A 20,886-nucleotide genomic window follows, 5' to 3' on the forward strand; every position below is an offset into this window, starting at 1 on the left:
AAGATGCCTACTACTTCCTGCTACTACAAAAATAACCGTAACTTCTGGATTTTCGGCGCGTTCTTCTTTCTTTATTTTTTCATCATGGCGACGTGTTTTCCGTTTTTGCCGATTTGGTTGTCGGACGTTATCGGGCTCAATAAAACCGATACTGGCATCGTCTTTTCCTTCCTGTCGTTGTTCGCAATCCTGTTTCAACCGTTCCTCGGCATTCTGTCCGACAAGCTGGGCATGAAGAAGCACCTGCTCTGGGTGATATCCGTGCTGCTGCTCTTTTTTGCCCCTTTCTTCCTGTATGTTTTCGCCCCGCTGTTAAAAATCAACGTGATACTGGGTGCTTTAGTCGGCGGCCTGTATATCGGCTTCTCTTTCAGCGCAGGAGCCGGAGCCATTGAAGCCTATATCGAACGCATCAGCCGACAGCACCATTTTGAGTACGGTAAGGCGCGCATGTTTGGCTGCTTTGGCTGGGGAATCTGTGCCTCAACGGCGGGTATGCTGTTTAACATCAATCCCGATATTGTGTTTTGGATGGGATCCGGGTCAGCAATTATTTTGATCGTGCTGCTGTGTCTGGCGAAGACAGAAAGTAACCCGACCGCCGCCGTCATAGACTCGCTCGGTGCCAATGCCTCGCCTTTTAGCCTGAAGCTGGCATTAGGCCTGCTGGCCAATCGTCAGTTCTGGTTGCTGGTGCTGTACGTGGTCGGCGTCGCCTGTATTTATGACGTCTACGATCAGCAATTCGCTAATTTCTTTAAATCGTTCTTTAGTTCACAGGAACAGGGTAATCAGATCTTTGGTTTTGTCACCACGGCTGGGGAAGCGGCGAATGCGCTGGTGATGTTCTGCACACCGTGGCTGATCGGTCGGATCGGTGCCAAAAATGCGCTGCTGGTGGCGGGAACCATTATGTCGATCAGAATCTTGGGTTCAGCCTGCGCTACGTCTATCACAGAAGTCATCATCCTGAAGATGCTGCACGCCTTCGAAGTGCCGTTACTGCTCATCGGGGTCTTTAAATACATCGCCAATACGTTTGATTCGCGCTTGTCGGCCACGATTTATCTGGTGGGCTTCCAGTTCGCTAAACAGTTCATGGCGATATTTCTCTCCTCTGCCGCGGGCAATCTGTACGATCGTATCGGCTTCAACCAGACTTACCTGATTCTTGGTGGCATCGCGCTCACCTTTACGGTGATCTCCGCCTTTACGCTGTCATCTTCACGCAGTACGACGAATCTACATTCTCAGGCTGCGCACTAAAAACTGTCTCACTCCGGGCACTCATCCCGCCCCGTTGAATGAGTATCAACAGGGCGGGGGAGATAGTGTTATTTCACGTCTCGCAGCGCGGTTTTATCCACGTAAGGCTTCATGATGCCATCGGCCTCTTTCTGTGCAGCGGCAGCAGCGTCATCGACCTTTTTCGCTGGATCGTTTAACAGCGCCGCAAGCTGATTTTCCATCGCTTTGCGTACCGCGACCGTTTCATAGGTTGCGTACCACGGATGGGCATATTGCAACTGTGACAACGCAATGGCTGCGCGCGGATCTTTCGCCAGATAGTCTTTCATTTCTGGCAGATCGTAGGCTGCCATACGCGGTGCGAAGTAGCCAGTGAAGCGGCTCCAGCTTCCGCTGACTTCCGGGCTGACCAGATAGTTCATAAACTGCCAGGCCGCTTTCTTCTTCTCCTCGGAAATCCCTTTGAAGCTCACCAAACTCGCCCCGCCGATGGTCACACCGCGACGCTCTTTTTCCGGCATCATCGCCACACCGAGCGAGAAATCTTTGGTGTTTTCGCGCATAAAGCCCAGCGCACCGGTGCTCAGCATCGCCATACCCAACTTGCCGGAGAAAAACGCGGCGCTGATTTGTTTGGAATTCAGCACACCGGCAGGCATTGCTTTGTCGCGGTACACCAAATCACGCCAGAACTGGAGCGCACCTTTGGTCGATGCGGTGTTGTAATACACTTCACCCGGATAGTCGGCATTATAATACGCCCCGCCGTTAGCACGCGTCAGTGCAGACAGCATCCAGCCGCCGTAGTCATCGTTCGTGGACGGGATCATGATGCCCCACTGCCCTTTCGCCGGATCGGTCAGTTTTTTGGCGACCGCAGCCACTTCATCCCAATTTTTTGGCGGTTCGTTAAAGCCCGCCTTCTTCAGCATGTCTTCGTTGTAATAGAGGATCGGCGTCGAGTTGTGGAACGGGATCGCGTAAGTCACCCCCATCACCTGCGCGTTCTGATGCAGCGCGGGCCAGAAGTTTTTGGTCAGGAAAGGCGTGGCTTTTTCGTTGCCGTATTTGAACAGCTCGTCCATCGGCAGGATTTCATCTTTGATGACCAGATCGGCGGTGAAGTTTGCAGACATAATCACCAGCGCTGGCGGATCGCCCGCTTTGGCAGCGGCTTCCGCTTTCACTTTCGTCGTGTCGTAACTGCCGGTGAAGATCCCACGCACTTCAACCTGATCTTGCGATTGGTTGTACTCTTTGATGATGCGCGTCATTTCCATCGTCAGCTTGCCATCAACCGGCGCGGGGAACATAAAATCGATATTCTCTTTTGCCAGAGCAGGGCCAGACATCAGCAAGGCTATCGCCAGCGCCATCATACGAGGCTTACGCATTTCTTTTCTCCTGGGATAAATTACGGGCGGTTTGCCCAGAAAACCAATGACAATCCTGCGGTGAAAAATGAAGCACCACGGACGCGCCGATGTTCGGCACGCCATCGCGATTTGGACGACGGTAGCGAATATTGCCCAACGGCGTATCCACATGAATCAGATACTCCGCGCCAAACAGCTCCCGTTGCTTCACCGTTCCCGACAATGACAAATCGCCGTCTGACGCGGCGTGTTCGGTAAGATGCTCCGGTCGAACCCCTAGCAGCACACTGGTTAATGAACGTGTTTCTTCACTCGCGGGCAGCGCCACAGGCAATGCTTGTAAAAACGCGTGACCATCGGAACATGCCAGCGTCACCATATTCATTGCGGGCGTGCCGATAAATCCGGCAACAAAGACGTTAGCCGGGTGAGAATACAGCTGTTCCGGCGTACCGACCTGCTGCAACACACCGCGATCCAGCACGGCGATCCTGTCCGCCATCGTCATTGCCTCGATCTGATCGTGCGTGACGTAGACGGTGGTCGTTTTCAACTGCCGATGCAGATCCATAATGCCGTCCCGCACATCACTGCGCAGCCGAGCATCCAGATTCGACAGCGGTTCATCCATCAGAAACAAGCGTGGATCGCGCACGATCGCCCGAGCCATCGCCACGCGCTGACGTTGGCCACCGGACAGTTTTCCCGGCTTGCGGTTGAGTAACGGCTCAAGCTGAAGCAGGCTGGCAACGCGCTGTACCCGTTGTGGATACTCGGCTTTCGGCTCACCGCGCATCCGCATGCCGAAAGTGATGTTCTGCTCAACCGTCAGGTGCGGAAACAACGCGTAGTTCTGGAAGATCATCGAGAAATTGCGCTGCTTCGGACTCCATGTCGTGATGTCGTCATCACCCAGTAGAATTTGCCCATCGCTCACGTCTTCCAGACCGGCCAACATACGCAGCAGCGTACTTTTGCCACAGCCGGACGGCCCGACCAGCACCAGAAACTCACCGTCGGCGATATCTAACGACAGCGACGCCAGCGCCTGCATGTGTTCGAAGCGTTTACTGATATTGCGTAACTGAATCACGGCCATTACGCATCCACCGGACAGCTGATTCGTGGATCGTAGAGGTAAGGCCCGGTGTTCGACGCGATCGACTGGCTGTAACTCACCAGCCCGGTTACTGGTACATAGCGGTGCATGACTACGCTGGCGGGTTCCAGGTTATAGTATGACGTGTCGTCATAGTAGAAATACGGCACCTGATGGACGGTGCCCGGCACCGTAGCGATAATCGCCTGCCGATGCTGCGTCATAATCAGGCGATGCGTATGGCCGCAGAAGATCCGCGTAAGCTGCGGGAAGCGTTCGATCAACGTCAGCAGCTCGTGCCCATTTTCGCAGGCGATACGATCCATATGCGCCGATCCCAACGGCAGCGGCGGGTGGTGCATGAAGATCGCCGTTTCACGCGTTGAGTGATCCTGCAATTGCTGTTCCAGCCAGCCTAGCGTGGACGGCGTCAGCCAGCCTTTCGCCTGACCAGTCAGGCTGGTGTCGATGAACAGCAGACGCATCGGGAAATCATCCACCGCATAGCGAATATTTTCTGGATCATCGCCCAATTGCGGGCAAAGTGGACGCATCGCGTTGAGAAAATGCTGTTTGTCATCATGATTTCCCGGAATCACGTACAGCGGATAATCCAGCATTTGTAACACACGCTGGGCAACCTGATACTCCTGCGGACGCCCACAGTTGACGATGTCGCCGCTAATGACCACCGCGTCCGGCCGCTCGCTCAGCGCATTTAGCTGATTGATGACTTTGGCATTTTCCCCGTTAATATCAATAAACTCATAGAGCTTGCGCCCTTCACTGCGAAAATGCAGATCGGAAATCTGAGCCAGCAACATAACAACCACCTCTATCATTATTTCGCCCGTTGGCGAACACCGATCGCTTAAGGATCGAGATACACGGAGCGACCACAGGGGTGAGGCGTCCCTGCGGGAACCTCCCCCTGTGTTTCTCCTAATCAATAAAAGTAAGTAACCCGCATCTTCCCGTTGGCGATTTATTTACTTAATGCCCGAGAAGCCGAAGCTGCTCAGGAACTGCTTCTGGAACACCACAAAGGCCACCATCAGCGGCAGGCACACCAGCAGCGTACCCGCGCAGATCAATCCCCACTGTCCGCCGGACTCTGCGCCCATCGCGAACGACACCAGCCCGATGGTCAGCACCTGTTTGTCCGGGTCGTTGAGTACCATCAGCGGCCAGAGATATTCGTTCCAGTGGTAGGTAATGCTGACCGTGGCGAAGGCCAGAATCGACGGCCAGGTCATAGGAATCAGGACGTGAAACACCACCTGCCACCAGCGGCAGCCTTCCATCAACGCGGCTTCTTCGATCTCTTTAGCGATATTGAGAAACGCCTGACGCATCAGAAACACGCCAAATGCGGAGGCGAAATACGGCATCATCACGCCAGTCAGGGTATTGAGCAGGCCAAGCTGTTTTAGCGTCATCATGTTTGGCACCATCATGACGACAGGCATGATCATCATTTGAATCAGCAACAGGTAGAACAGCAGCGTTTTGCCACGGAATTCGTGATAAGCGAAGATGTAGCCCGCCGTGGTGATCGTGACCAACTGAACCAGAAACGTGCCGACCGCAAAGATCAGCGTGTTGGTGTAGAGCCGTAACCAGTCGGCGCTGTCCCACGCATCGCGGAAGTTGTCGAACGTCAACGGAAAACGCGGCAACAGCGAGGCCATATCCACGCCAAAACTGCTGGCACTGACGGAAGAAGACAGCATCCAGATAAACGGACTGACCCACAGCAACGCGGCGCAAATCAGCAGCAGCGGCAACGTGAACCGCGTCGTGATACGTAGAGGGTTGGTCGCGCTTCGGCTTTCAGCGCGCTGGCTTTTCACGCTCCGAACGTCAACGATCTGATTTTCAGCGCTCATAATGTGCCCCCTTCTCCAGCACCTTCAGATTCATAATGGAAAAGGCGAACAACAGCACCAGTGTCAGGAAGGTAGCCGCAGAGGCTTTGCCCAGATCGTGGGTGTCATTCGCCAGATCCTGAATGTAATAAAGCAGCACGGTCGTGGCGTTATTCGGCCCGCCGCGCGTCATCACGGCGACGTGATCAATCTGAGTAATGGCGTAGATAAAAGCGATGGTGACCACGAAGGCGATGGTTGGCCGCAGCAGCGGCAGCGTGACGTAGAAAAACACCTGACGCCGCGAGGCTCCCTCCATCAGCGCCGCCTCGCGTGCAGAGGCAGAAATCGCTTGCAGACCAGCGAGAAAAAACAGCATGTAATAACCCGCAAACTTCCAGATACCAATGACGCTCACCGCCACTAGCGCGCTGTCGCTCATACCGAGATAGTTGTTGTTCATCGGGCCGAACACTTTCGCCAGATAATAATCCAGCAGCCCCAGCCCCGGCATAAAGATGAACAGCCACAGCGTTGCGGCGCTCACTAGCGGAATAATCATCGGAAAGAAAAAGGCAGTACGCAGCCAGCGATTCACGCGCGTGTTTTCCCACAGCAGCACCGCCAGCAACAGCGCCAACAGCACGCCGGGCACGACCGTCATCAGGATATACAGCACGTTGTTCAGCAACGCCTGCCAGAACACGGCGTCCTGCACCAGACGCACAAAATTATCCAACCCGACGAACAGCGGCGTATCGGCATTCAAACGAGTGTCATACAGGCTGTCGATGACTGAACGCAGCAGAGGGAAATAGGTGAAGGCAAGCAAAAAAACCAGCGTCGGCAACAGCACAAGGTAGGGAAAGCATTTTGCACGCATAACTCTAGGGTCGCTCAGTGTGAAACACAGAGGCCTTACCCTAGAACGCCAGCGTGTCAAAGGGGCGTCAGTTTAATGACAGTTTGTTTTCCGATTGGGAAAATATGCCTGCGAATGATTTCGCAGGCCCATCTTCTACAAATTAGCAACGCCACCATCGACCAGCAGTTCCGTTCCGACAACAAAGCGGGATTCGTCAGAGGCTAGGAAAACAGCAGCCTTCGCCAGTTCCCACGGCGTTCCCATTCGACCAATCGGCACCAACTGTCGAATTTGCTCCTGCATGGCACGTTGCTGTTCGGGGGACAGACCCAGTTTATCAAGCGCGGGCGTTTCGGTGGGGCCAGGACTCAAGCCGTTAACCCGAATGCCGCGCGTCACCAGTTCAGCCGACAGTGTGCGCGCCAGTGAGAGTAATCCCGCTTTGCTCGCGGCGTAGGCGCTGCTCTGCGGTAAACCAATATGGGCACTGGTTGATCCACATAGGATCACCGAGGCCGGGTTGTTCAGCAGCGGCAGTAGTGCCTGAACAAGAAAGAACGGCCCTTTGATATTGGTTGCCATGAGTCGATCCCAAGCCGCTTCATCCCAGTCCTCCAGGGAACGATGGGTGACATCGCCTGCATTAGCATACAACACGTCCAGACGCGGCCATTGCTGTGCCAGCGTCTGCGCCAGATCATGCTGGGCGCGGATGTCTCCGGCATCGCAACGGATCGCCAACGTAGAATGGCCTAACTCAGCCTGCGCACGCGCCAGCGCGTTCTCATCGCGTCCAGTAATCGCGACCGTCGCCCCTTCGGCCAGAAACTGACGTGCCGTTTCTATCCCAATGCCACTGGTGCCACCCGTGATCAAAGCAAACTTATCTTGTAGCCGTTTCATCATGATGTGTCCTGTCTCGTTGCTTGAAAAACGGCAGTATTTCATCAATAGTATCCTTTTGTAAGTAGGCACCAATTGGATACTAAAGAGGATATTGGAACCCTATGTCTGTTCACGGCCCATCAGCAAATACGCCATCTGACATGGCAGAACCGTGCCCAATGGTAAATTTTGTCAATCTCATCGCGGGGAAATGGGCGATCCCCATACTGTACCGCCTGATCGTGATCGGCGAACCCGTGCGCTTTAGTGCACTACAACGCGCTATCGCCCCTATCACTCAGAAGGAACTGACACGACAACTGCGCCTGTTTGAACAGCGCAAGCTGGTGCAACGTAAGGTGTATGCCGAAGTGCCACCGCGAGTGGAGTACCAGATCACGCCACTGGGCAAATCGCTCCAGCCAACGCTGGATTCGCTGGCAGACTGGATGAGGGCACATGGCAAAACATTGGCTGATGGTGGCTAATCACACGATGCCGACTGAGGAGGGATAAAAATAACAAAATCAATAAATTAAAGCCTCCTCTGTAGAGAGGAGGCTTTAAAGAACCATGAGCAACAACGCGACTGACGTTGTAAATGACTGCCAGTGCGGTTAATTACGCATAGTCGCTCATCGGCACACACGAGCAGAACAGGTTACGGTCGCCGTAAACATCGTCCAGACGCTTCACGCTCGGCCAGTATTTGTGTTCGCTACCTGCCGGGAATACCGCTAGCTCGCGGCTGTATGGATGCGCCCAGTCAGCCACCAGCTCTGCCTGCGTGTGCGGGGCATTGACCAGCGGGTTGTCGTCCAGCGGCCATTCGCCCTGCGCAACGCGATTGATTTCGGAACGGATCGCCAGCATCGCATCAATAAAGCGGTCGATCTCCACCTGACTTTCTGATTCCGTCGGTTCCACCATCAGCGTGCCCGCTACTGGGAACGACATAGTTGGCGCATGGAAACCGTAATCAATCAGACGCTTGGCAATATCCATTTCGCTGATGCCCGTACTTTCCTTGAGTGGACGAATATCCAGAATGCACTCGTGCGCAACACGACCATCACGGCCGGTATAAAGCACCGGATAGGCCTGCTGCAAGCGCGTTGCGATATAGTTAGCGTTCAGGATCGCCATCTGGCTGGCTTGCTTCAGCCCTTCCGCGCCCATCATGCGGATGTACATCCAGCTAATCGGCAGGATAGAGGCGCTACCGAACGGTGCCGCAGAGACAGCCCCTTGTTCCGTCAGCACACCATCAATTTTGACCACCTGATGACCCGGCACAAACGGCGCCAGATGCGCTTTCACGCCAATCGGCCCCATGCCCGGCCCGCCGCCGCCGTGCGGAATACAGAAGGTTTTATGCAGGTTCAGGTGCGATACGTCCGCGCCAATGTAGCCCGGCGTCGTAATGCCGACCTGTGCGTTCATATTCGCGCCATCCAGATACACCTGACCACCGTATTGATGCACGATCTGGCACACTTCGCGAATCGTCTCTTCATAGACGCCGTGGGTAGACGGATAGGTCACCATGATGCAGGAAAGCTGTTCGCCCGCCGCCTGCGCCTTCTCACGCAGATCGTGCAGGTCGATGTTGCCCTGTTTATCACAGGCAACGACCACCACTTCCATCCCCGCCATCTGCGCCGATGCTGGGTTAGTTCCGTGCGCGGAGCTAGGGATCAGGCAAAGATGGCGACCCGCTTCATTGCGGCTCTCATGATAGCGACGGATCGCCAACAGCCCCGCATATTCACCCTGTGCGCCCGAATTAGGCTGCATGCAAACGGCATCATAACCCGTCAACTGCACCAGCCAGCCCGATAGCTGCTCGATCATCTGACGATAGCCCAGCGCCTGTTCCGGCGGGCAGAACGGGTGCAGTTCGGCAAATTCAGGCCAGGTAATCGGCAGCATTTCCGCCGCCGCATTAAGCTTCATGGTGCAAGAGCCGAGCGGGATCATCGCCTGATTCAGCGCCAGATCCTTACGCGCCAGACGGTGCAGATAGCGCATCATCTCGGTTTCGCTGTGATAGCGGTTGAAAACCGGATGCGACAGGATCGCATCATGACGCAGCAAACCAGCCGGGATCGTTGCAGCCTGCTGACCGATGGACGCATCAAGCGCTTCAACATCCAGCCCGTGATCCTCACCTAACAACACCGCGAACAGCGCCAGCACGTCTTCACGCGTAGTCGCTTCATCCAGCGTGATACCCACGGCACTCGCCAAATCGCTGCGCAGATTGATGCCAAAACTTAATGCCCGGCTCAGTACCGCGTCCTTGTCCGCAACCTCAATGGTTAGCGTGTCGAACCAGCTGCGGTGGCGCAGCAGTAGTCCGCCCTGCGTTAACCCTGCCGCCAGAATGTCAGTCAGACGATGGATACGCCCCGCAATACGTTTGAGCCCTTCCGGCCCGTGGAATACCGCATACATCCCTGCAATGTTGGCCAGCAACACCTGCGAAGTACAAATATTGGAATTCGCCTTCTCGCGGCGAATATGCTGTTCACGCGTCTGCATCGCCATGCGCAGCGCAGTATTGCCCGCCGCATCGCGCGACACGCCGATAATACGGCCCGGCATGGCACGTTTATGTTCATCACGACAGGCGAAGAACGCCGCATGTGGGCCGCCGTAGCCCATCGGCACGCCGAAACGCTGTGCTGAACCAAAGACGATATCCGCGCCCTGCTTGCCCGGCGCGGTCAGTACAACCAATGCCATAATATCTGACGCCACGCAGCTGACGACCTTACGCGCTTTCAGTGCGGCCATCAGGTCGCTGTAATCGTGCAGTTCGCCCGTGGTTCCTGCCTGTTGCAGCAGGACGCCGAACACCGCATCGTCTTTCAGCGCCTCTTCAGCTTTGCCGACCACAATTTCAAAACCGAACGTTTCCGCACGGGTACGCACCACGTCTAGCGTTTGCGGGTGTACATCATCGGCAACGAAGAAACGCTCGGCCTGTTTGAGTTTACTGATGCGTTTTGCCATCGCCATCGCTTCCGCAGCGGCAGTGGCTTCATCCAGCAGCGAAGCGGAGGCCAGATCCAACCCGGTTAAATCCTGTGTAACCTGCTGGAAATTCAGCAGCGCTTCAAGACGCCCCTGCGAGACTTCCGGCTGGTACGGCGTATAGGCGGTATACCAACCTGGGTTTTCCAGCACGTTGCGTAAAATCACTGGCGGCATCAGCACGGCGCTGTAGCCCATGCCGATATAGCTTTTATAACGTTGATTGCGTCCTGCAATGGCCTTCAGCTCAGCTAACGCCTCATGTTCCGTCACGGCTTCCCCCACCGCTGGCGGGCTAGGCAGTTGAATGTCCGCAGGGACAATCTGGCGAATCAGCGCATCCAGCGATGTCGCCCCCACCACCGACAGCATGTGCTGCTGCTGGCTGACGGAAGGACCGATATGGCGCTCGATAAACGCGCCGTCATGTTCGAGTTGACTGAGTGTCTGGGTCATTACAGTAAATTCCTGCATCAATCGTAATAAATCGCTGCCGCGTTGGAATACGACGCAGCGAATAAAATCAAACGCCCCAGCACAAAGGCCGGGGCGCAATAACTACTCGTCTTCTTCTAACGACGCCTGATAGCCTTCGGCATCAAGCAGTTCATCCAAATCAGACTCATCAGAAATTTTGATACGGAACAGCCAGCCGTCAGTATAAGGCGCGCTGTTAACCAGCTCAGGGGAGTTTTCCAGATCGTCGTTAACTTCCACGATCTCACCGCTGATAGGCGCATAAATATCCGAGGCCGCTTTTACCGACTCCGCCACCGCACAATCCTCGCCTGCCGCGACTACCGTGCCCACTTCCGGTAAATCGATAAACACCATGTCACCCAGAAGTTCCTGCGCATGTTCGGTAATACCCACGCTGTAGATACCGCCGCCTTCATGCAGTACCCATTCGTGTGACGTGGCATATTTTAATTCTGTTGGTACATTGCTCATTAAATCCCCTCTTTCTTAAAGTCGTTAATTCTATAGGCTTATTTTGATAAGCAAGCTGCTATTAATACTGAACGATGGCTTTTCCGGCACGAACAAAGCCGGGTTTGGTCACGCGCACGGGCAGTTCGCGATTACGAATCTGCACGATAGCCTGCTCACCAATTCCCGCCGGAACACGCGCCAGCGCAATACTGACGCCAAGCGTCGGCGAGAACGATCCGCTGGTGATCACCCCTTCGCACATTACGCCATCACTATCAGTAAAGCGCACAGGTAAATCATTGCGCAATACGCCTTTTTCCGTCAGTACCAAACCAACCAGTTGCTCGGTGCCTTTTTCACGCTGATGCGTTAATGCCTCACGCCCGATAAACTGGCGATCTTCCGGCTGCCAGGCGATTGTCCAGCCCATATTGGCCGCCAGCGGCGAAATTCCCTCATCCATATCCTGACCGTACAGGTTCATCCCAGCTTCCAGCCGCAGCGTATCGCGTGCGCCCAGTCCACAAGGCTTCACGCCAACCGCCAGCAGTTGCTGCCAGAAATCGACCACCTGCTCATTTGGCAGCGCGATTTCATAACCCGCTTCGCCCGTATATCCCGTCGTGGCGACGAAGAAGTCCCCCGCCTGCTTGCCAAAAAACGGCTTCATGCTGGCAACCGCAGCCACGTCTTCATCACTCAGGCCTTTTGCCTTCAGGAGGCCTTGAACTTTTTCCTGCGCCTGCGGACCTTGTACCGCGACGAGCGCCAGCTCGTCGCGCTCACGGATTTCGACACCGAACGCGGCAGCATGCTGCTCGATCCAAGCGAGATCTTTTTCACGCGTTGCAGAGTTCACCACCAGACGGAAATAGTCTTCTGTCAGAAAATAAACGATCAGATCGTCGATCACACCGCCGGAGGCATTCAGCATGCCGGTATAAAGCGCTTTGCCTGGCTGTGTGAGTTTGGCGACATCATTCGCCAGCAGATAACGCAGAAACTCACGGGTTCTCACACCATGCAAATCGACGATAGTCATGTGGGAGACATCAAAAATGCCAGCGTCCCGACGCACAATGTGGTGCTCATCCAGTTGGGAGCCGTAATGCAGTGGCATCATCCAGCCATGAAAATCCACCATTTTGGCGCCATCGGCCAGATGCTGTTGGTACAACGGGGTCTGCTTTGCCATTCCTCATCCCTCTTCAGCGCACGGCGTTCAGGCGATAAAACACACTGCGCAAACGATATCTTCTAACTGAACTTACCACCGAAGCGCAGGTTAAACCACACTCTTAGTCATAAGATAAATTATATAGAAAGAGAAGAAAATCGAGTCACTCACAAAAAACAAAGCAGCGTAATATGCTTAACAATAGGCAAAATTAAGCACATAAATTATTTAAACGAGTAGATAACACGAATTTATGACATTAAAACTGGATAACTCAGGAAATGCCAACTGAATAAAAAACCTATTCGGATTAGATAAAATAATGATAAAAACAGACCTAAATTAGATTTTTTCAATCAAAATCTAACAGCGAATCTCAACCTAGCTTCCCCCCTTACACAACCACCATCACGATTCTGTGAGCCACTTCTCAAGCGTCTTTACCTCAGTGCCAGCGTACAAGCTGTACATGGCAGCAGGTGGAAGGCATTCATAGCCAACATTTCCCATACTAATAGCAAGGAATTGCGCAGCATGTATTTTTCGATTTATCAAAATCAAACGCTATTAGGAGAGAGATGATGGCTAACAGAATGATCCTTAACGAAACATCCTATTTTGGTGCCGGTTCCATCGCTCAGATAGTCGATGAGGTGAAGCGGCGAGGGTTCAAGAAAGCGCTGTTGGTGACAGACAAGAATTTGGTTAAATTCGGTGTCGCTGCCAAGGTTACGGCGAAGCTGGATGCTGCTGGGTTGCCCTACGATATCTACGATGAGGTGATTCCAAACCCCACTATTAGCGTGGTGGAAAGGGGCATTGAGCGCTTCAAGGCCTCGCAGGCCGATTACCTGATCGCGATTGGCGGAGGCTCACCGCAGGATACCTGTAAAGCTATCGGAATTATTATCAATAATCCTGAATTCGCCGATGTTCGCAGCCTCGAAGGCGCTGCAGCCACCCGGCGCCCTGCCGTCCCGATTATCGCTATCCCGACCACCTCCGGCACGGCAGCTGAGGTTACGATCAATTACGTAATCACCGATGAAGAAAAACGCCGCAAATTCGTGTGCGTCGATCCACATGACATTCCGATTGTTGCCATTGTCGATCCCGATATGATGATGAGCATGCCTGCCTCGCTTAAAGCTGCAACGGGGATTGACGCTCTGACGCACGCCATTGAGGGTTTCACTACCAAAGCCGCCTGGGAACTGACTGATACACTACACCTAAAGGCCATTGAAATTATCAGCCGTTCACTGCGCGATTCCGTTGCCGGGCAGCCGAAAGGCGTGGAAGAAATGGCACTGGGGCAATACATCGCCGGTATGGGATTCTCGAACGTTGGACTTGGGCTGGTACACGGCATGGCGCACCCGCTCGGCGCGTTCTACAACACCCCGCACGGCGTCGCTAATGCGATCCTGCTGCCGCACATCATGGCCTACAACGCCGATTACACCGGTGAAAAATTCCGGGATATTGCGGTTGCGATGGGGGTAAAAGGCGCGGCAGACATGCCAATCACTCAGGCGCGAGAAGCGGCGATTCATGCGGTGCGACAGCTTTCTCACGATGTAGATATCCCACCGAGATTGCGCGATGTCGGCGTGAAAGAAGAGGATATTCCAGCGCTGGCGCAGGCCGCCTTTGACGATGTCTGCACCGGCGGTAACCCGCGCGATACCAACATCGACGACATAAAAGCGCTGTATCAGTCTATTTATTGAGGTTTTATAACCATTTATTAGCGCATGACAACAAGGCTTTGTTTTGTGCCCGCTCTCGTTACTGTGCGGGCACAACATGTATATACGCTAAATCTATACACACTAAATCAGCACACTAATATTCAGATTCTCCATCAGCCAGTGGTTGTCCGAATAATCAACCGGAATGGCAATCACTGCGGGGCCGTCAACGTCCATTGCCTGGCGGAGTTTGCTAACCAGTTCATCGGCAGATTCTACCGCAAATCCTTTCGCGCCAAACGCTTCTGCGTAGGCTTTGAAATCAATCGGCCCGAACGACACGCCCGCAGGGCGATGGTATTTGTGCAGTTGCTGGATTTCCACCATGTTGTAGCCGTTATCCACCCAGATGATATGCAGGAGATTGCTTTTCAGGCGCACCGCCGTTTCCAGCTCCATGCTGGATTGCATAAATCCACCGTCGCCGGAAACGGAGACCACTTTTTTGCCGGGTTGTACCAGCGATGCGGCTATCGCCCACGGTAATGCTACCCCCATGGTCTGCTGACCGTTAGTCATCAGAATCTGTCGTGCCCGGAAGCTATACAGGTAACGCGCTAGCCAGATATGAAAGCTCCCCATATCCACACACAGCGTGACATCCTCATTCACGATATCCTGCATCGCCCGCACCAGACGCAGCGGGTGGATTGCAAATCCTGTCATGTTGATGGCACGCGTGCTGAGATCGTGCCGCTGGCGCTGACGATCCTGCAATACAGACTGTGTATCAGCAGACAAGATAAAAGGTTCACTGATACAGGCATTCAACGTGTCCATCGTCATCGCGATATTCCCGAGCAGCTCAATATCAGGGCGATAGGCACTGTCGATCTCCGCTCGCAGCACATCAATGTGAATCAGCGTCGCTTTGCCGTTGTTCCACAACGATGGATCATACTCAATCGGGCTGTAACCCACGGTGACAATCACGTCCGCCTGTTGCAGCAGCTTATCTCCAGCCTGATTGTTGAATAGTCCGACACGTCCGGCAAAATGATTGAACTGTTGCTGGTCGATTACGCCAGCAGCCTGATACGTGCTGGTCATCGGCAACTGACTATGGTGCAGAAAACGGCGCAGTGCCTGTGCATTTTCCTGCTGGCTGGCCATTAATCCGAGCAGCAACACTGGATTTTTAGCCTGCCGCAGCCGTTTGGCCGCTTCAGCAATGTCACTCTGTGGCGCACCGTTTAACAGCGGCAAATGCGGGCAGGCCAGTATCGGGCTAATAACCGGCTCATTGACGATATCCTGCGGCAGGCTGACAAACGCCGCCCCCGGCCGCCCACTTTCCGCTGCCCGGAATGCATTAGCCAACACTTCCGATATTGCAGAAGATGCCGTGATTTCCGCACTGAATTTACTGACTGGCTGAAACAGGCTAACCGTGTCCAGACTCTGGTGCGTCAACTTGAGCTTATCCGCTCTTTTAACCGCTCCGCCCAGCGCCACGACGGCATCTCCCTCTGCGGTTGCCGTCGCCAATCCCGTCACCAGATTGGAGCAGCCGGGGCCGGATGTCACCAGCGTCACGCCAGCTTTCCCTGTGAGGCGTCCTATTGCCGCCGCCATAAATGCGCCGTTCGCCTCGTGCCGTACTGGAATCGTTTGAATCGTCGAGTCTTCCAGCTCATCAAACACACGATCAATTTTTGCGCCGGGAATACCAAAAATATGCTTCACGCCCTGCGCTTCTAAGTGTTTTACAATCAGCTCGGCTCCGCTACTCCAGCTTTGCTGTTCGGTGGACTTTTCCATGACATGACTCCGATGAAATGACTAGCTCTCTACTGACTTGATTACGCTATTGAGGTTTTCTGATGACAGATCGGCATTGAGAAACTCCCGATCCTGAGGCAGGTCGATGATCAATTTGGCGATCACGCCAAATGTCAGCGTGCCGTTTTCAACGTCATAATTCAGAATATGGCCACCGCCTTGGCGATCGTCAGTAATAAAGTGTTCGTGGTAACCCGCGACATTAATTCCCTGAGTATAAGCTGGGCTGCGAAACCCAATAACGCTGCCGCTCCGGTGTTCAAAATGAAACGTCGGCTGCCCTTCAATGGCCTCCTGCATCGGCTTATAAGGCCGGCACTGCCGAGGGACGGTACGCGTTTCAACACAGCGAAAACGTCCATCAATCCGCAACGCACAGAACAGGTTGTCCGTTCCTACGATCTCATCGATCTGGCGATGTACGTCTTCACGTGAGGTCCAGCGATGAAAACGGATCGTTTCCGTCGGGCGGAAGAACGTCATTACCGCGAATGGCGTTTTCTGCTCCGGCCTCGCCGCCCGTGCGCTACCATCAGATAACAGTTGGAAAATCTGGCTATTTAATGCAACCAGTTCCCCATCCAAACTATTAAATGTTCCTAATCCAAAGTCGCCATGCTCCAGTAATTCAGCCATCGTTCTGCTACCTTCGTATACGCCATTTATTAGCCCACTCATTAATGAAGTCTGATAAATAACGCAGTCTGCGTGCTCCTGCCGAAAGTCATAAGCGTAGCTAGCAAAGGCTTCTTCACAGGATTGTTCACCGATACTCGTTTTCATACATTCCTTCTCACCGCCCAATTACTTAAACATTACTAATCTTTAGATAAAGATTGACGCAGGAGAGAACAAAATTCCAATATGCAATAAAGGTCATTTCAAGATCGGAAAGATATGGAGTTACGTGAATGGAACTACGTTACCTGCGCTATTTTGTCGCCGTTGCACAAGCCCGGAATTTCACTCGTGCGGCAGAAAATCTGGGGATGTCACAACCGCCCCTCAGCCAGCAAATCAAGAAATTCGAGCAGGAGATCGGTACACCGCTGTTCAAGCGGCTGACGCGCGGCGTAGAAATGACGGAGGCGGGACAAGCACTGTATGAGGACGCGCGCCGGATTCTGCAACTCACCGATTCGGCGATCGCGCGGACAAGAAGCATTGCACGAGGCGAAAAAGGTAGCCTGAACGTGGGCTTTTCACCGTCGGCCATGTTCCATCCCACCGTGCTTGGGCTGCTGCATTGCTACTGCCAGCAGCATCCTCATGTTCAGCCGCTACCGAAGGAAGAAAATCCAGCATTGCTCATCACCGCGCTGCAAGAACGCAATATCGACATCGCATTTCTGCGCTTACCTTGCGATCTCAGTGATGATATTAACGGGGAAATTTTGGCCGAAGAGCCAATGAAATTGGTGTTACCTGCTGGGCATGCGCTTAGCCATAAAACGCAGGTCTCGCTAAGCGAGTTGCGCCAGGAACCGCTGATTATTTTCCCACGCGAGGTATGTCCGGGGCTGCACGATATGATTATTCGGACTTGCTACCTGTCAGGTTATGGTCCCAAACCGAGTCCCTTTGCCCCACAGTTGACGGCCACCATCGGGATGGTCGCCGCAGGCTTCGGCATTACCCTTATACCGGAGTCGCTCGCCTGTATTAAGGCTGATAATGTAACCTATCATGATATCGGCATGCCCGAAGTCCATACACAAATTGCGGCTATCTGGCGTAAACATGAACGATCAGCCGTGATCGTGAACATGATCCACCTGATACGCCAGCATCTAAGTCGCCAACATTCCGATTAATGCCGCTAAGTAGAAAATTCCAGCAATCTGCTCGTCAAAAAACTAGTAATTGATATAAATTCTTATATGATATTGGTTATCATTATCATTTTTGACGGGTGGAGAAATGCTGACAGCAATGATCACAGCTTGTGGGCTATGGGGTGTGAGCTGGTGTATGGGGAAGCATCTGTCTAGTGCCTGGGGCGTGCTGTTACCTTGTGCCATTATGCCGTTGCTAGCGCTGCTCAATCTGAACCTGACGCACCTGAAAGTGATTATCGCCATCGCTTTATTGGCAACCCTCGCCATGCTGTTTCATCAACGTTTGCGCCACTATTTGCTGCTGCCATCCTGCATTGCGCTGGCTGGCGGTTTGGCGGCGCTATCCGTTATGTTTAATTTGACGACGTTATAAACACACGCGGAATGATAAACAGCACAGAATGGCCAACAAACGCAGAAAAGCGCTATAGCTAGGAATAAGATAAAAAAGAATAAACAGAGAGGAAAATCAGGAAAATACCGAGGCGTTCGGTGGTGCGAAGAGAGGGACTTGAACCCTCACGTCCGTAAGGACACTAACACCTGAAGCTAGCGCGTCTACCAATTCCGCCACCTTCGCACTGAGAACGTTGCTTGTCTTACACAGTACTATTTTATGCAATAACTGTCTTATGCGGCAAACCTATCACGACATGGTGCGAAGAGAGGGACTTGAACCCTCACGTCCGTAAGAACACTAACACCTGAAGCTAGCGCGTCTACCAATTCCGCCACCTTCGCAATTCTGTCATGTATTTCTGGTCACGCAATACTGATTACTGCTTCGGTTCGACAAACCAGAACCGTCGTAGTGATGTTGGTGCGAAGAGAGGGACTTGAACCCTCACGTCCGTAAGAACACTAACACCTGAAGCTAGCGCGTCTACCAATTCCGCCACCTTCGCAACACTGCTTTACGCAATATCACTACGGGGGCGAATTCTAGAGGTTTTCGCGTTCACGTCAATGATTATTTCCTCTGGAATGCGGGGTTTGCTGCAAAATTCATCATCTCACAACGGCGTTGCGCGTAAAGAGTTCATCGAGCCATTCTATGAACACCCGAATCCGCGGCGCAAGAAAGCGACCGGGTGTATACATCACGTAAAGCGGCATTGCGGGCGGCGGTATCTCCGGCAAAATTTCTACCAGCTCTCCGCTTTCAAGAAAAGGACGCAGACCACGACGCGGCGCCTGAATAATCCCCAGCCCAGCGCACGCACCTGCGATATAGGCATCAGCACCGTTTACCTGCAACGTGCCGGGCAGCATACGCGTAATACGCTCGTCGCCAGACATAAATTCCAGCGGATAGAGGAACTCGGTACGCAGAGAGAAATAACCCACCATGTGATGCCCCGACAGTTCATCAAGCGAACGCGGCACGCCATATCGCGCCAGATAGTCAGCAGACGCACAGGTGACCTGCGGCATCGACGGCAAATGGCGGGTCGCTAGCGTCTCATCATCCGTTTGCCAGGCACGCAGCACGCAGTCGACGCCTTCACGCAGCACATTAATCGCCGCATCGTTAGCACTCAGCATCAGCGTCACTTGCGGATAACGCGCATAGAACTCACCCAATGCTGGAACAACGATTTCCCGCGCCAGAGAGTGCGGCATATCCACCCGCACTTTACCAACCGGCTGTAGCTTTTGCTGTGTGAAAAGCGTGTCGATCTCTTCAATTTCAGCGAGCAATTGCAGGCAACGTTCATAATAAACGCGCCCTTCATCGGTGATGTGCACCTGGCGGGTCGTGCGTTGCAGTAAACGTACACCCAGCCGTCCTTCAAGCTGTTTGATGGTGTTGCTCACCGTTGCACGCGGTAACGCCAGCCGCTCCGCTGCACGGCTAAAGCTGCCCAGTTCAACAATACGAACAAAAACCCGCATCGCTTGAATATGATCCATCGCCACCACCATTGTTGGTTATTTTTGAATAGTGTTGCATAAAAAGCGGTATTTATCTTTTTTGGATAAACAACCAGACTGCTTTCACTGCCAACGAGATGAGGAAGATGACAATGCAACAGCGAAAATTAGGAGCGAACGGTCCAGAGGTTTCAGCGATTGGGCTAGGCTGCATGGGAATGAGTGATTTTTACTCTACTGCGCAGGATGAAAAAGAGTCCATCGCCACGTTGCATCGCGCACTGGAGCTGGGCGTCACCTTGCTGGATACCGCCGATATGTATGGCCCTCACACCAATGAACTGTTGCTAGGCAAAGCGATAAAAGGCAAGCGCGAGCAGATTTTTCTGGCGACGAAATTCGGTATCGTGCGCGATCCGGCGAATCCCAACGCTCGCGGCGTCTGCGGTAAACCGGATTATATCCGTCGCTCGGTGGAAGGCAGCCTGACGCGGCTCGGTACGGACGTTATCGATCTTTACTATCAGCACCGTATTGATCCGGCGGTTCCAATTGAAGAGACGGTGGGTGCGCTGGCCGAGCTGGTTAAAGAAGGCAAGATTCGCTACATCGGCCTGAGTGAAGCCTCCGTCACCACGCTGGAACGTGCACATCGCGTGCACCCGATTACGGCGTTACAGAGCGAATATTCACTGTGGACGCGCGATATGGAGGCCGAGATTCTGCCCACCTGCGAGCGTTTGGGCATCGGCTTTGTGCCTTATAGCCCGCTCGGGCGTGGCTTTCTGACTGGCGCAATTCGTAGCCCGGACGATCTGGCTGCCGACGATTTTCGTCGCACCAATCCACGCTTCTCGGGGGAAAACTTCGAAAAAAACCTGCAGTTGGTAGAGAAAATTAACCAACTGGCGCAGGAAAAACAGGTCACACCATCACAGCTGGCGTTAGCGTGGGTACTGGCGCAGGGCGAACATATCGTGCCGATTCCAGGTACCAAACGCCGCCGCTATCTGGAAGAGAACGTTGCGGCGCTGGATGTCACACTGACGAAAGAGGAACTGGCCGCCATTAATGCCATCTTCCCGCCCGATGCCGCAGCAGGTGAACGCTACGGCAAGGAGAGTATGGCGGCGCTTAATCAGTAGGG

Annotated in this window: 18 protein-coding genes and 3 tRNA genes; 6 read left to right on the forward strand and 15 right to left on the reverse strand. The window is 53.6% G+C overall.

All coding sequences use genetic code 11. The annotated features are described in order from the left end of the window. Positions 1–3 precede the first annotated feature (3 nt). A complete protein-coding gene (locus DUT67_RS18595; RefSeq protein ID WP_113632091.1) occupies positions 4–1,266 on the forward strand; it encodes an MFS transporter in 1,263 nt (420 codons plus the stop codon). 68 nt (positions 1,267–1,334) lie between these two features. Here DUT67_RS18595 and DUT67_RS18600 read toward each other — a convergent pair whose 3' ends face one another. The 6 genes from DUT67_RS18600 to DUT67_RS18625 form a co-directional block, all read right to left on the reverse strand. Next, positions 1,335–2,642 carry an ABC transporter substrate-binding protein gene (locus DUT67_RS18600; protein ID WP_039290013.1) on the reverse strand — a complete coding sequence of 436 codons (1,308 nt, stop codon included), beginning with the start codon at positions 2,640–2,642 and terminating at the stop codon, positions 1,335–1,337. Next, complete coding sequence (locus DUT67_RS18605) at positions 2,635–3,723, reverse strand: ABC transporter ATP-binding protein (protein ID WP_113632092.1); 1,089 nt, start codon at positions 3,721–3,723, stop codon at positions 2,635–2,637. The genes DUT67_RS18600 and DUT67_RS18605 overlap by 8 nt, the downstream gene beginning before the upstream one ends. Beyond that, positions 3,723–4,547: a phosphodiesterase gene (locus DUT67_RS18610; RefSeq protein WP_113626278.1), complete on the reverse strand. Its 825-nt coding sequence runs from the start codon at positions 4,545–4,547 to the stop codon at positions 3,723–3,725. Before DUT67_RS18610 ends, DUT67_RS18605 begins: the two co-directional genes overlap by 1 nt. A gap of 165 nt (positions 4,548–4,712) precedes the next feature. Beyond that, complete coding sequence (locus DUT67_RS18615) at positions 4,713–5,612, reverse strand: carbohydrate ABC transporter permease (RefSeq protein WP_113632093.1); 900 nt, start codon at positions 5,610–5,612, stop codon at positions 4,713–4,715. Beyond that, positions 5,602–6,474: a carbohydrate ABC transporter permease gene (locus tag DUT67_RS18620; RefSeq protein ID WP_113632094.1), complete on the reverse strand. Its 873-nt coding sequence runs from the start codon at positions 6,472–6,474 to the stop codon at positions 5,602–5,604. Before DUT67_RS18620 ends, DUT67_RS18615 begins: the two co-directional genes overlap by 11 nt. Positions 6,475–6,609: 135 nt before the next feature. Then, positions 6,610–7,359, reverse strand: a complete 750-nt coding sequence (locus DUT67_RS18625; RefSeq protein ID WP_113626524.1) for an SDR family oxidoreductase — start codon at positions 7,357–7,359, stop codon at positions 6,610–6,612. Between the two features lie 104 nt (positions 7,360–7,463). On the opposite strand from DUT67_RS18625, the gene DUT67_RS18630 reads away from it, so the two are divergent. Beyond that, positions 7,464–7,829 (forward strand): helix-turn-helix domain-containing protein, encoded by a 366-nt coding sequence (locus tag DUT67_RS18630; protein WP_113626281.1) that lies wholly within the window; start codon positions 7,464–7,466, stop codon positions 7,827–7,829. Positions 7,830–7,962: 133 nt separating this feature from the next. Here DUT67_RS18630 and gcvP read toward each other — a convergent pair whose 3' ends face one another. The 3 genes from gcvP to gcvT form a co-directional block, all read right to left on the reverse strand. Next, entirely contained in the window at positions 7,963–10,836 is a 2,874-nt protein-coding gene (gene gcvP, locus DUT67_RS18635) for an aminomethyl-transferring glycine dehydrogenase (protein ID WP_113626282.1), read from the reverse strand. 102 nt (positions 10,837–10,938) lie between these two features. Further along, complete coding sequence (gcvH, locus tag DUT67_RS18640; RefSeq protein WP_048258747.1) at positions 10,939–11,331, reverse strand: glycine cleavage system protein GcvH; 393 nt, start codon at positions 11,329–11,331, stop codon at positions 10,939–10,941. A gap of 61 nt (positions 11,332–11,392) precedes the next feature. Beyond that, positions 11,393–12,508: a glycine cleavage system aminomethyltransferase GcvT gene (gene gcvT / locus DUT67_RS18645; RefSeq protein WP_368350106.1), complete on the reverse strand. Its 1,116-nt coding sequence runs from the start codon at positions 12,506–12,508 to the stop codon at positions 11,393–11,395. A 563-nt stretch (positions 12,509–13,071) separates the two neighbouring features. Here gcvT and fucO point away from each other — a divergent pair. Next, positions 13,072–14,223 carry a lactaldehyde reductase gene (gene fucO / locus DUT67_RS18650; protein ID WP_113632095.1) on the forward strand — a complete coding sequence of 384 codons (1,152 nt, stop codon included), beginning with the start codon at positions 13,072–13,074 and terminating at the stop codon, positions 14,221–14,223. Positions 14,224–14,325: 102 nt separating this feature from the next. Here fucO and alsS read toward each other — a convergent pair whose 3' ends face one another. After that, positions 14,326–16,005, reverse strand: coding sequence for an acetolactate synthase AlsS (gene alsS / locus DUT67_RS18655; RefSeq protein WP_113632096.1), 1,680 nt, complete (start codon positions 16,003–16,005; stop codon positions 14,326–14,328). Between the two features lie 21 nt (positions 16,006–16,026). After that, complete coding sequence (gene budA, locus DUT67_RS18660; RefSeq protein ID WP_113632097.1) at positions 16,027–16,809, reverse strand: acetolactate decarboxylase; 783 nt, start codon at positions 16,807–16,809, stop codon at positions 16,027–16,029. A 128-nt stretch (positions 16,810–16,937) separates the two neighbouring features. Between budA and DUT67_RS18665 the strand changes: the two genes are divergently transcribed. Both DUT67_RS18665 and DUT67_RS18670 read left to right on the forward strand, forming a co-directional pair. Continuing rightward, positions 16,938–17,840: a LysR family transcriptional regulator gene (locus DUT67_RS18665; RefSeq protein ID WP_048258742.1), complete on the forward strand. Its 903-nt coding sequence runs from the start codon at positions 16,938–16,940 to the stop codon at positions 17,838–17,840. A 106-nt stretch (positions 17,841–17,946) separates the two neighbouring features. Beyond that, entirely contained in the window at positions 17,947–18,237 is a 291-nt protein-coding gene (locus DUT67_RS18670) for a DUF1435 domain-containing protein (protein WP_048258741.1), read from the forward strand. Positions 18,238–18,357: 120 nt separating this feature from the next. Here DUT67_RS18670 and DUT67_RS18675 read toward each other — a convergent pair. The 4 genes from DUT67_RS18675 to DUT67_RS18690 all read right to left on the reverse strand — a co-directional run bounded on the left by DUT67_RS18675 (position 18,358) and on the right by DUT67_RS18690 (position 19,778). Beyond that, positions 18,358–18,444 (reverse strand) — tRNA-Leu (locus DUT67_RS18675). 74 nt (positions 18,445–18,518) lie between these two features. Beyond that, positions 18,519–18,605: transfer RNA gene (locus DUT67_RS18680), tRNA-Leu, on the reverse strand. Positions 18,606–18,682: 77 nt separating this feature from the next. Then, positions 18,683–18,769 (reverse strand) — tRNA-Leu (locus DUT67_RS18685). Between the two features lie 103 nt (positions 18,770–18,872). Beyond that, positions 18,873–19,778, reverse strand: coding sequence for a LysR family transcriptional regulator (locus DUT67_RS18690; protein WP_113632098.1), 906 nt, complete (start codon positions 19,776–19,778; stop codon positions 18,873–18,875). Positions 19,779–19,891: 113 nt separating this feature from the next. On the opposite strand from DUT67_RS18690, the gene DUT67_RS18695 reads away from it, so the two are divergent. Further along, a complete protein-coding gene (locus tag DUT67_RS18695) occupies positions 19,892–20,884 on the forward strand; it encodes an aldo/keto reductase (RefSeq protein ID WP_113632099.1) in 993 nt (330 codons plus the stop codon). Positions 20,885–20,886: the final 2 nt, after the last annotated feature.

Source organism: Pectobacterium peruviense (assembly GCF_003312355.2).
Taxonomy (GTDB): domain Bacteria; phylum Pseudomonadota; class Gammaproteobacteria; order Enterobacterales; family Enterobacteriaceae; genus Pectobacterium; species Pectobacterium peruviense.

Excerpts from the sequence above, each read along its gene's own strand:
- DUT67_RS18595 (WP_113632091.1), top strand. The coding sequence starts at position 4 with ATGCCTACTACTTCCTGCTACTACAAAAATAACCGTAACTTCTGGATT.
- DUT67_RS18600 (WP_039290013.1), bottom strand. The coding sequence starts at position 2,642 with ATGCGTAAGCCTCGTATGATGGCGCTGGCGATAGCCTTGCTGATGTCT.
- DUT67_RS18605 (WP_113632092.1), bottom strand. The coding sequence starts at position 3,723 with ATGGCCGTGATTCAGTTACGCAATATCAGTAAACGCTTCGAACACATG.
- DUT67_RS18610 (WP_113626278.1), bottom strand. The coding sequence starts at position 4,547 with ATGTTGCTGGCTCAGATTTCCGATCTGCATTTTCGCAGTGAAGGGCGC.
- DUT67_RS18615 (WP_113632093.1), bottom strand. The coding sequence starts at position 5,612 with ATGAGCGCTGAAAATCAGATCGTTGACGTTCGGAGCGTGAAAAGCCAG.
- DUT67_RS18620 (WP_113632094.1), bottom strand. The coding sequence starts at position 6,474 with ATGCGTGCAAAATGCTTTCCCTACCTTGTGCTGTTGCCGACGCTGGTT.
- DUT67_RS18625 (WP_113626524.1), bottom strand. The coding sequence starts at position 7,359 with ATGAAACGGCTACAAGATAAGTTTGCTTTGATCACGGGTGGCACCAGT.
- DUT67_RS18630 (WP_113626281.1), top strand. The coding sequence starts at position 7,464 with ATGTCTGTTCACGGCCCATCAGCAAATACGCCATCTGACATGGCAGAA.
- gcvP (WP_113626282.1), bottom strand. The coding sequence starts at position 10,836 with ATGACCCAGACACTCAGTCAACTCGAACATGACGGCGCGTTTATCGAG.
- gcvH (WP_048258747.1), bottom strand. The coding sequence starts at position 11,331 with ATGAGCAATGTACCAACAGAATTAAAATATGCCACGTCACACGAATGG.
- gcvT (WP_368350106.1), bottom strand. The coding sequence starts at position 12,508 with ATGGCAAAGCAGACCCCGTTGTACCAACAGCATCTGGCCGATGGCGCC.
- fucO (WP_113632095.1), top strand. The coding sequence starts at position 13,072 with ATGGCTAACAGAATGATCCTTAACGAAACATCCTATTTTGGTGCCGGT.
- alsS (WP_113632096.1), bottom strand. The coding sequence starts at position 16,005 with ATGGAAAAGTCCACCGAACAGCAAAGCTGGAGTAGCGGAGCCGAGCTG.
- budA (WP_113632097.1), bottom strand. The coding sequence starts at position 16,809 with ATGAAAACGAGTATCGGTGAACAATCCTGTGAAGAAGCCTTTGCTAGC.
- DUT67_RS18665 (WP_048258742.1), top strand. The coding sequence starts at position 16,938 with ATGGAACTACGTTACCTGCGCTATTTTGTCGCCGTTGCACAAGCCCGG.
- DUT67_RS18670 (WP_048258741.1), top strand. The coding sequence starts at position 17,947 with ATGCTGACAGCAATGATCACAGCTTGTGGGCTATGGGGTGTGAGCTGG.
- DUT67_RS18690 (WP_113632098.1), bottom strand. The coding sequence starts at position 19,778 with ATGGATCATATTCAAGCGATGCGGGTTTTTGTTCGTATTGTTGAACTG.
- DUT67_RS18695 (WP_113632099.1), top strand. The coding sequence starts at position 19,892 with ATGCAACAGCGAAAATTAGGAGCGAACGGTCCAGAGGTTTCAGCGATT.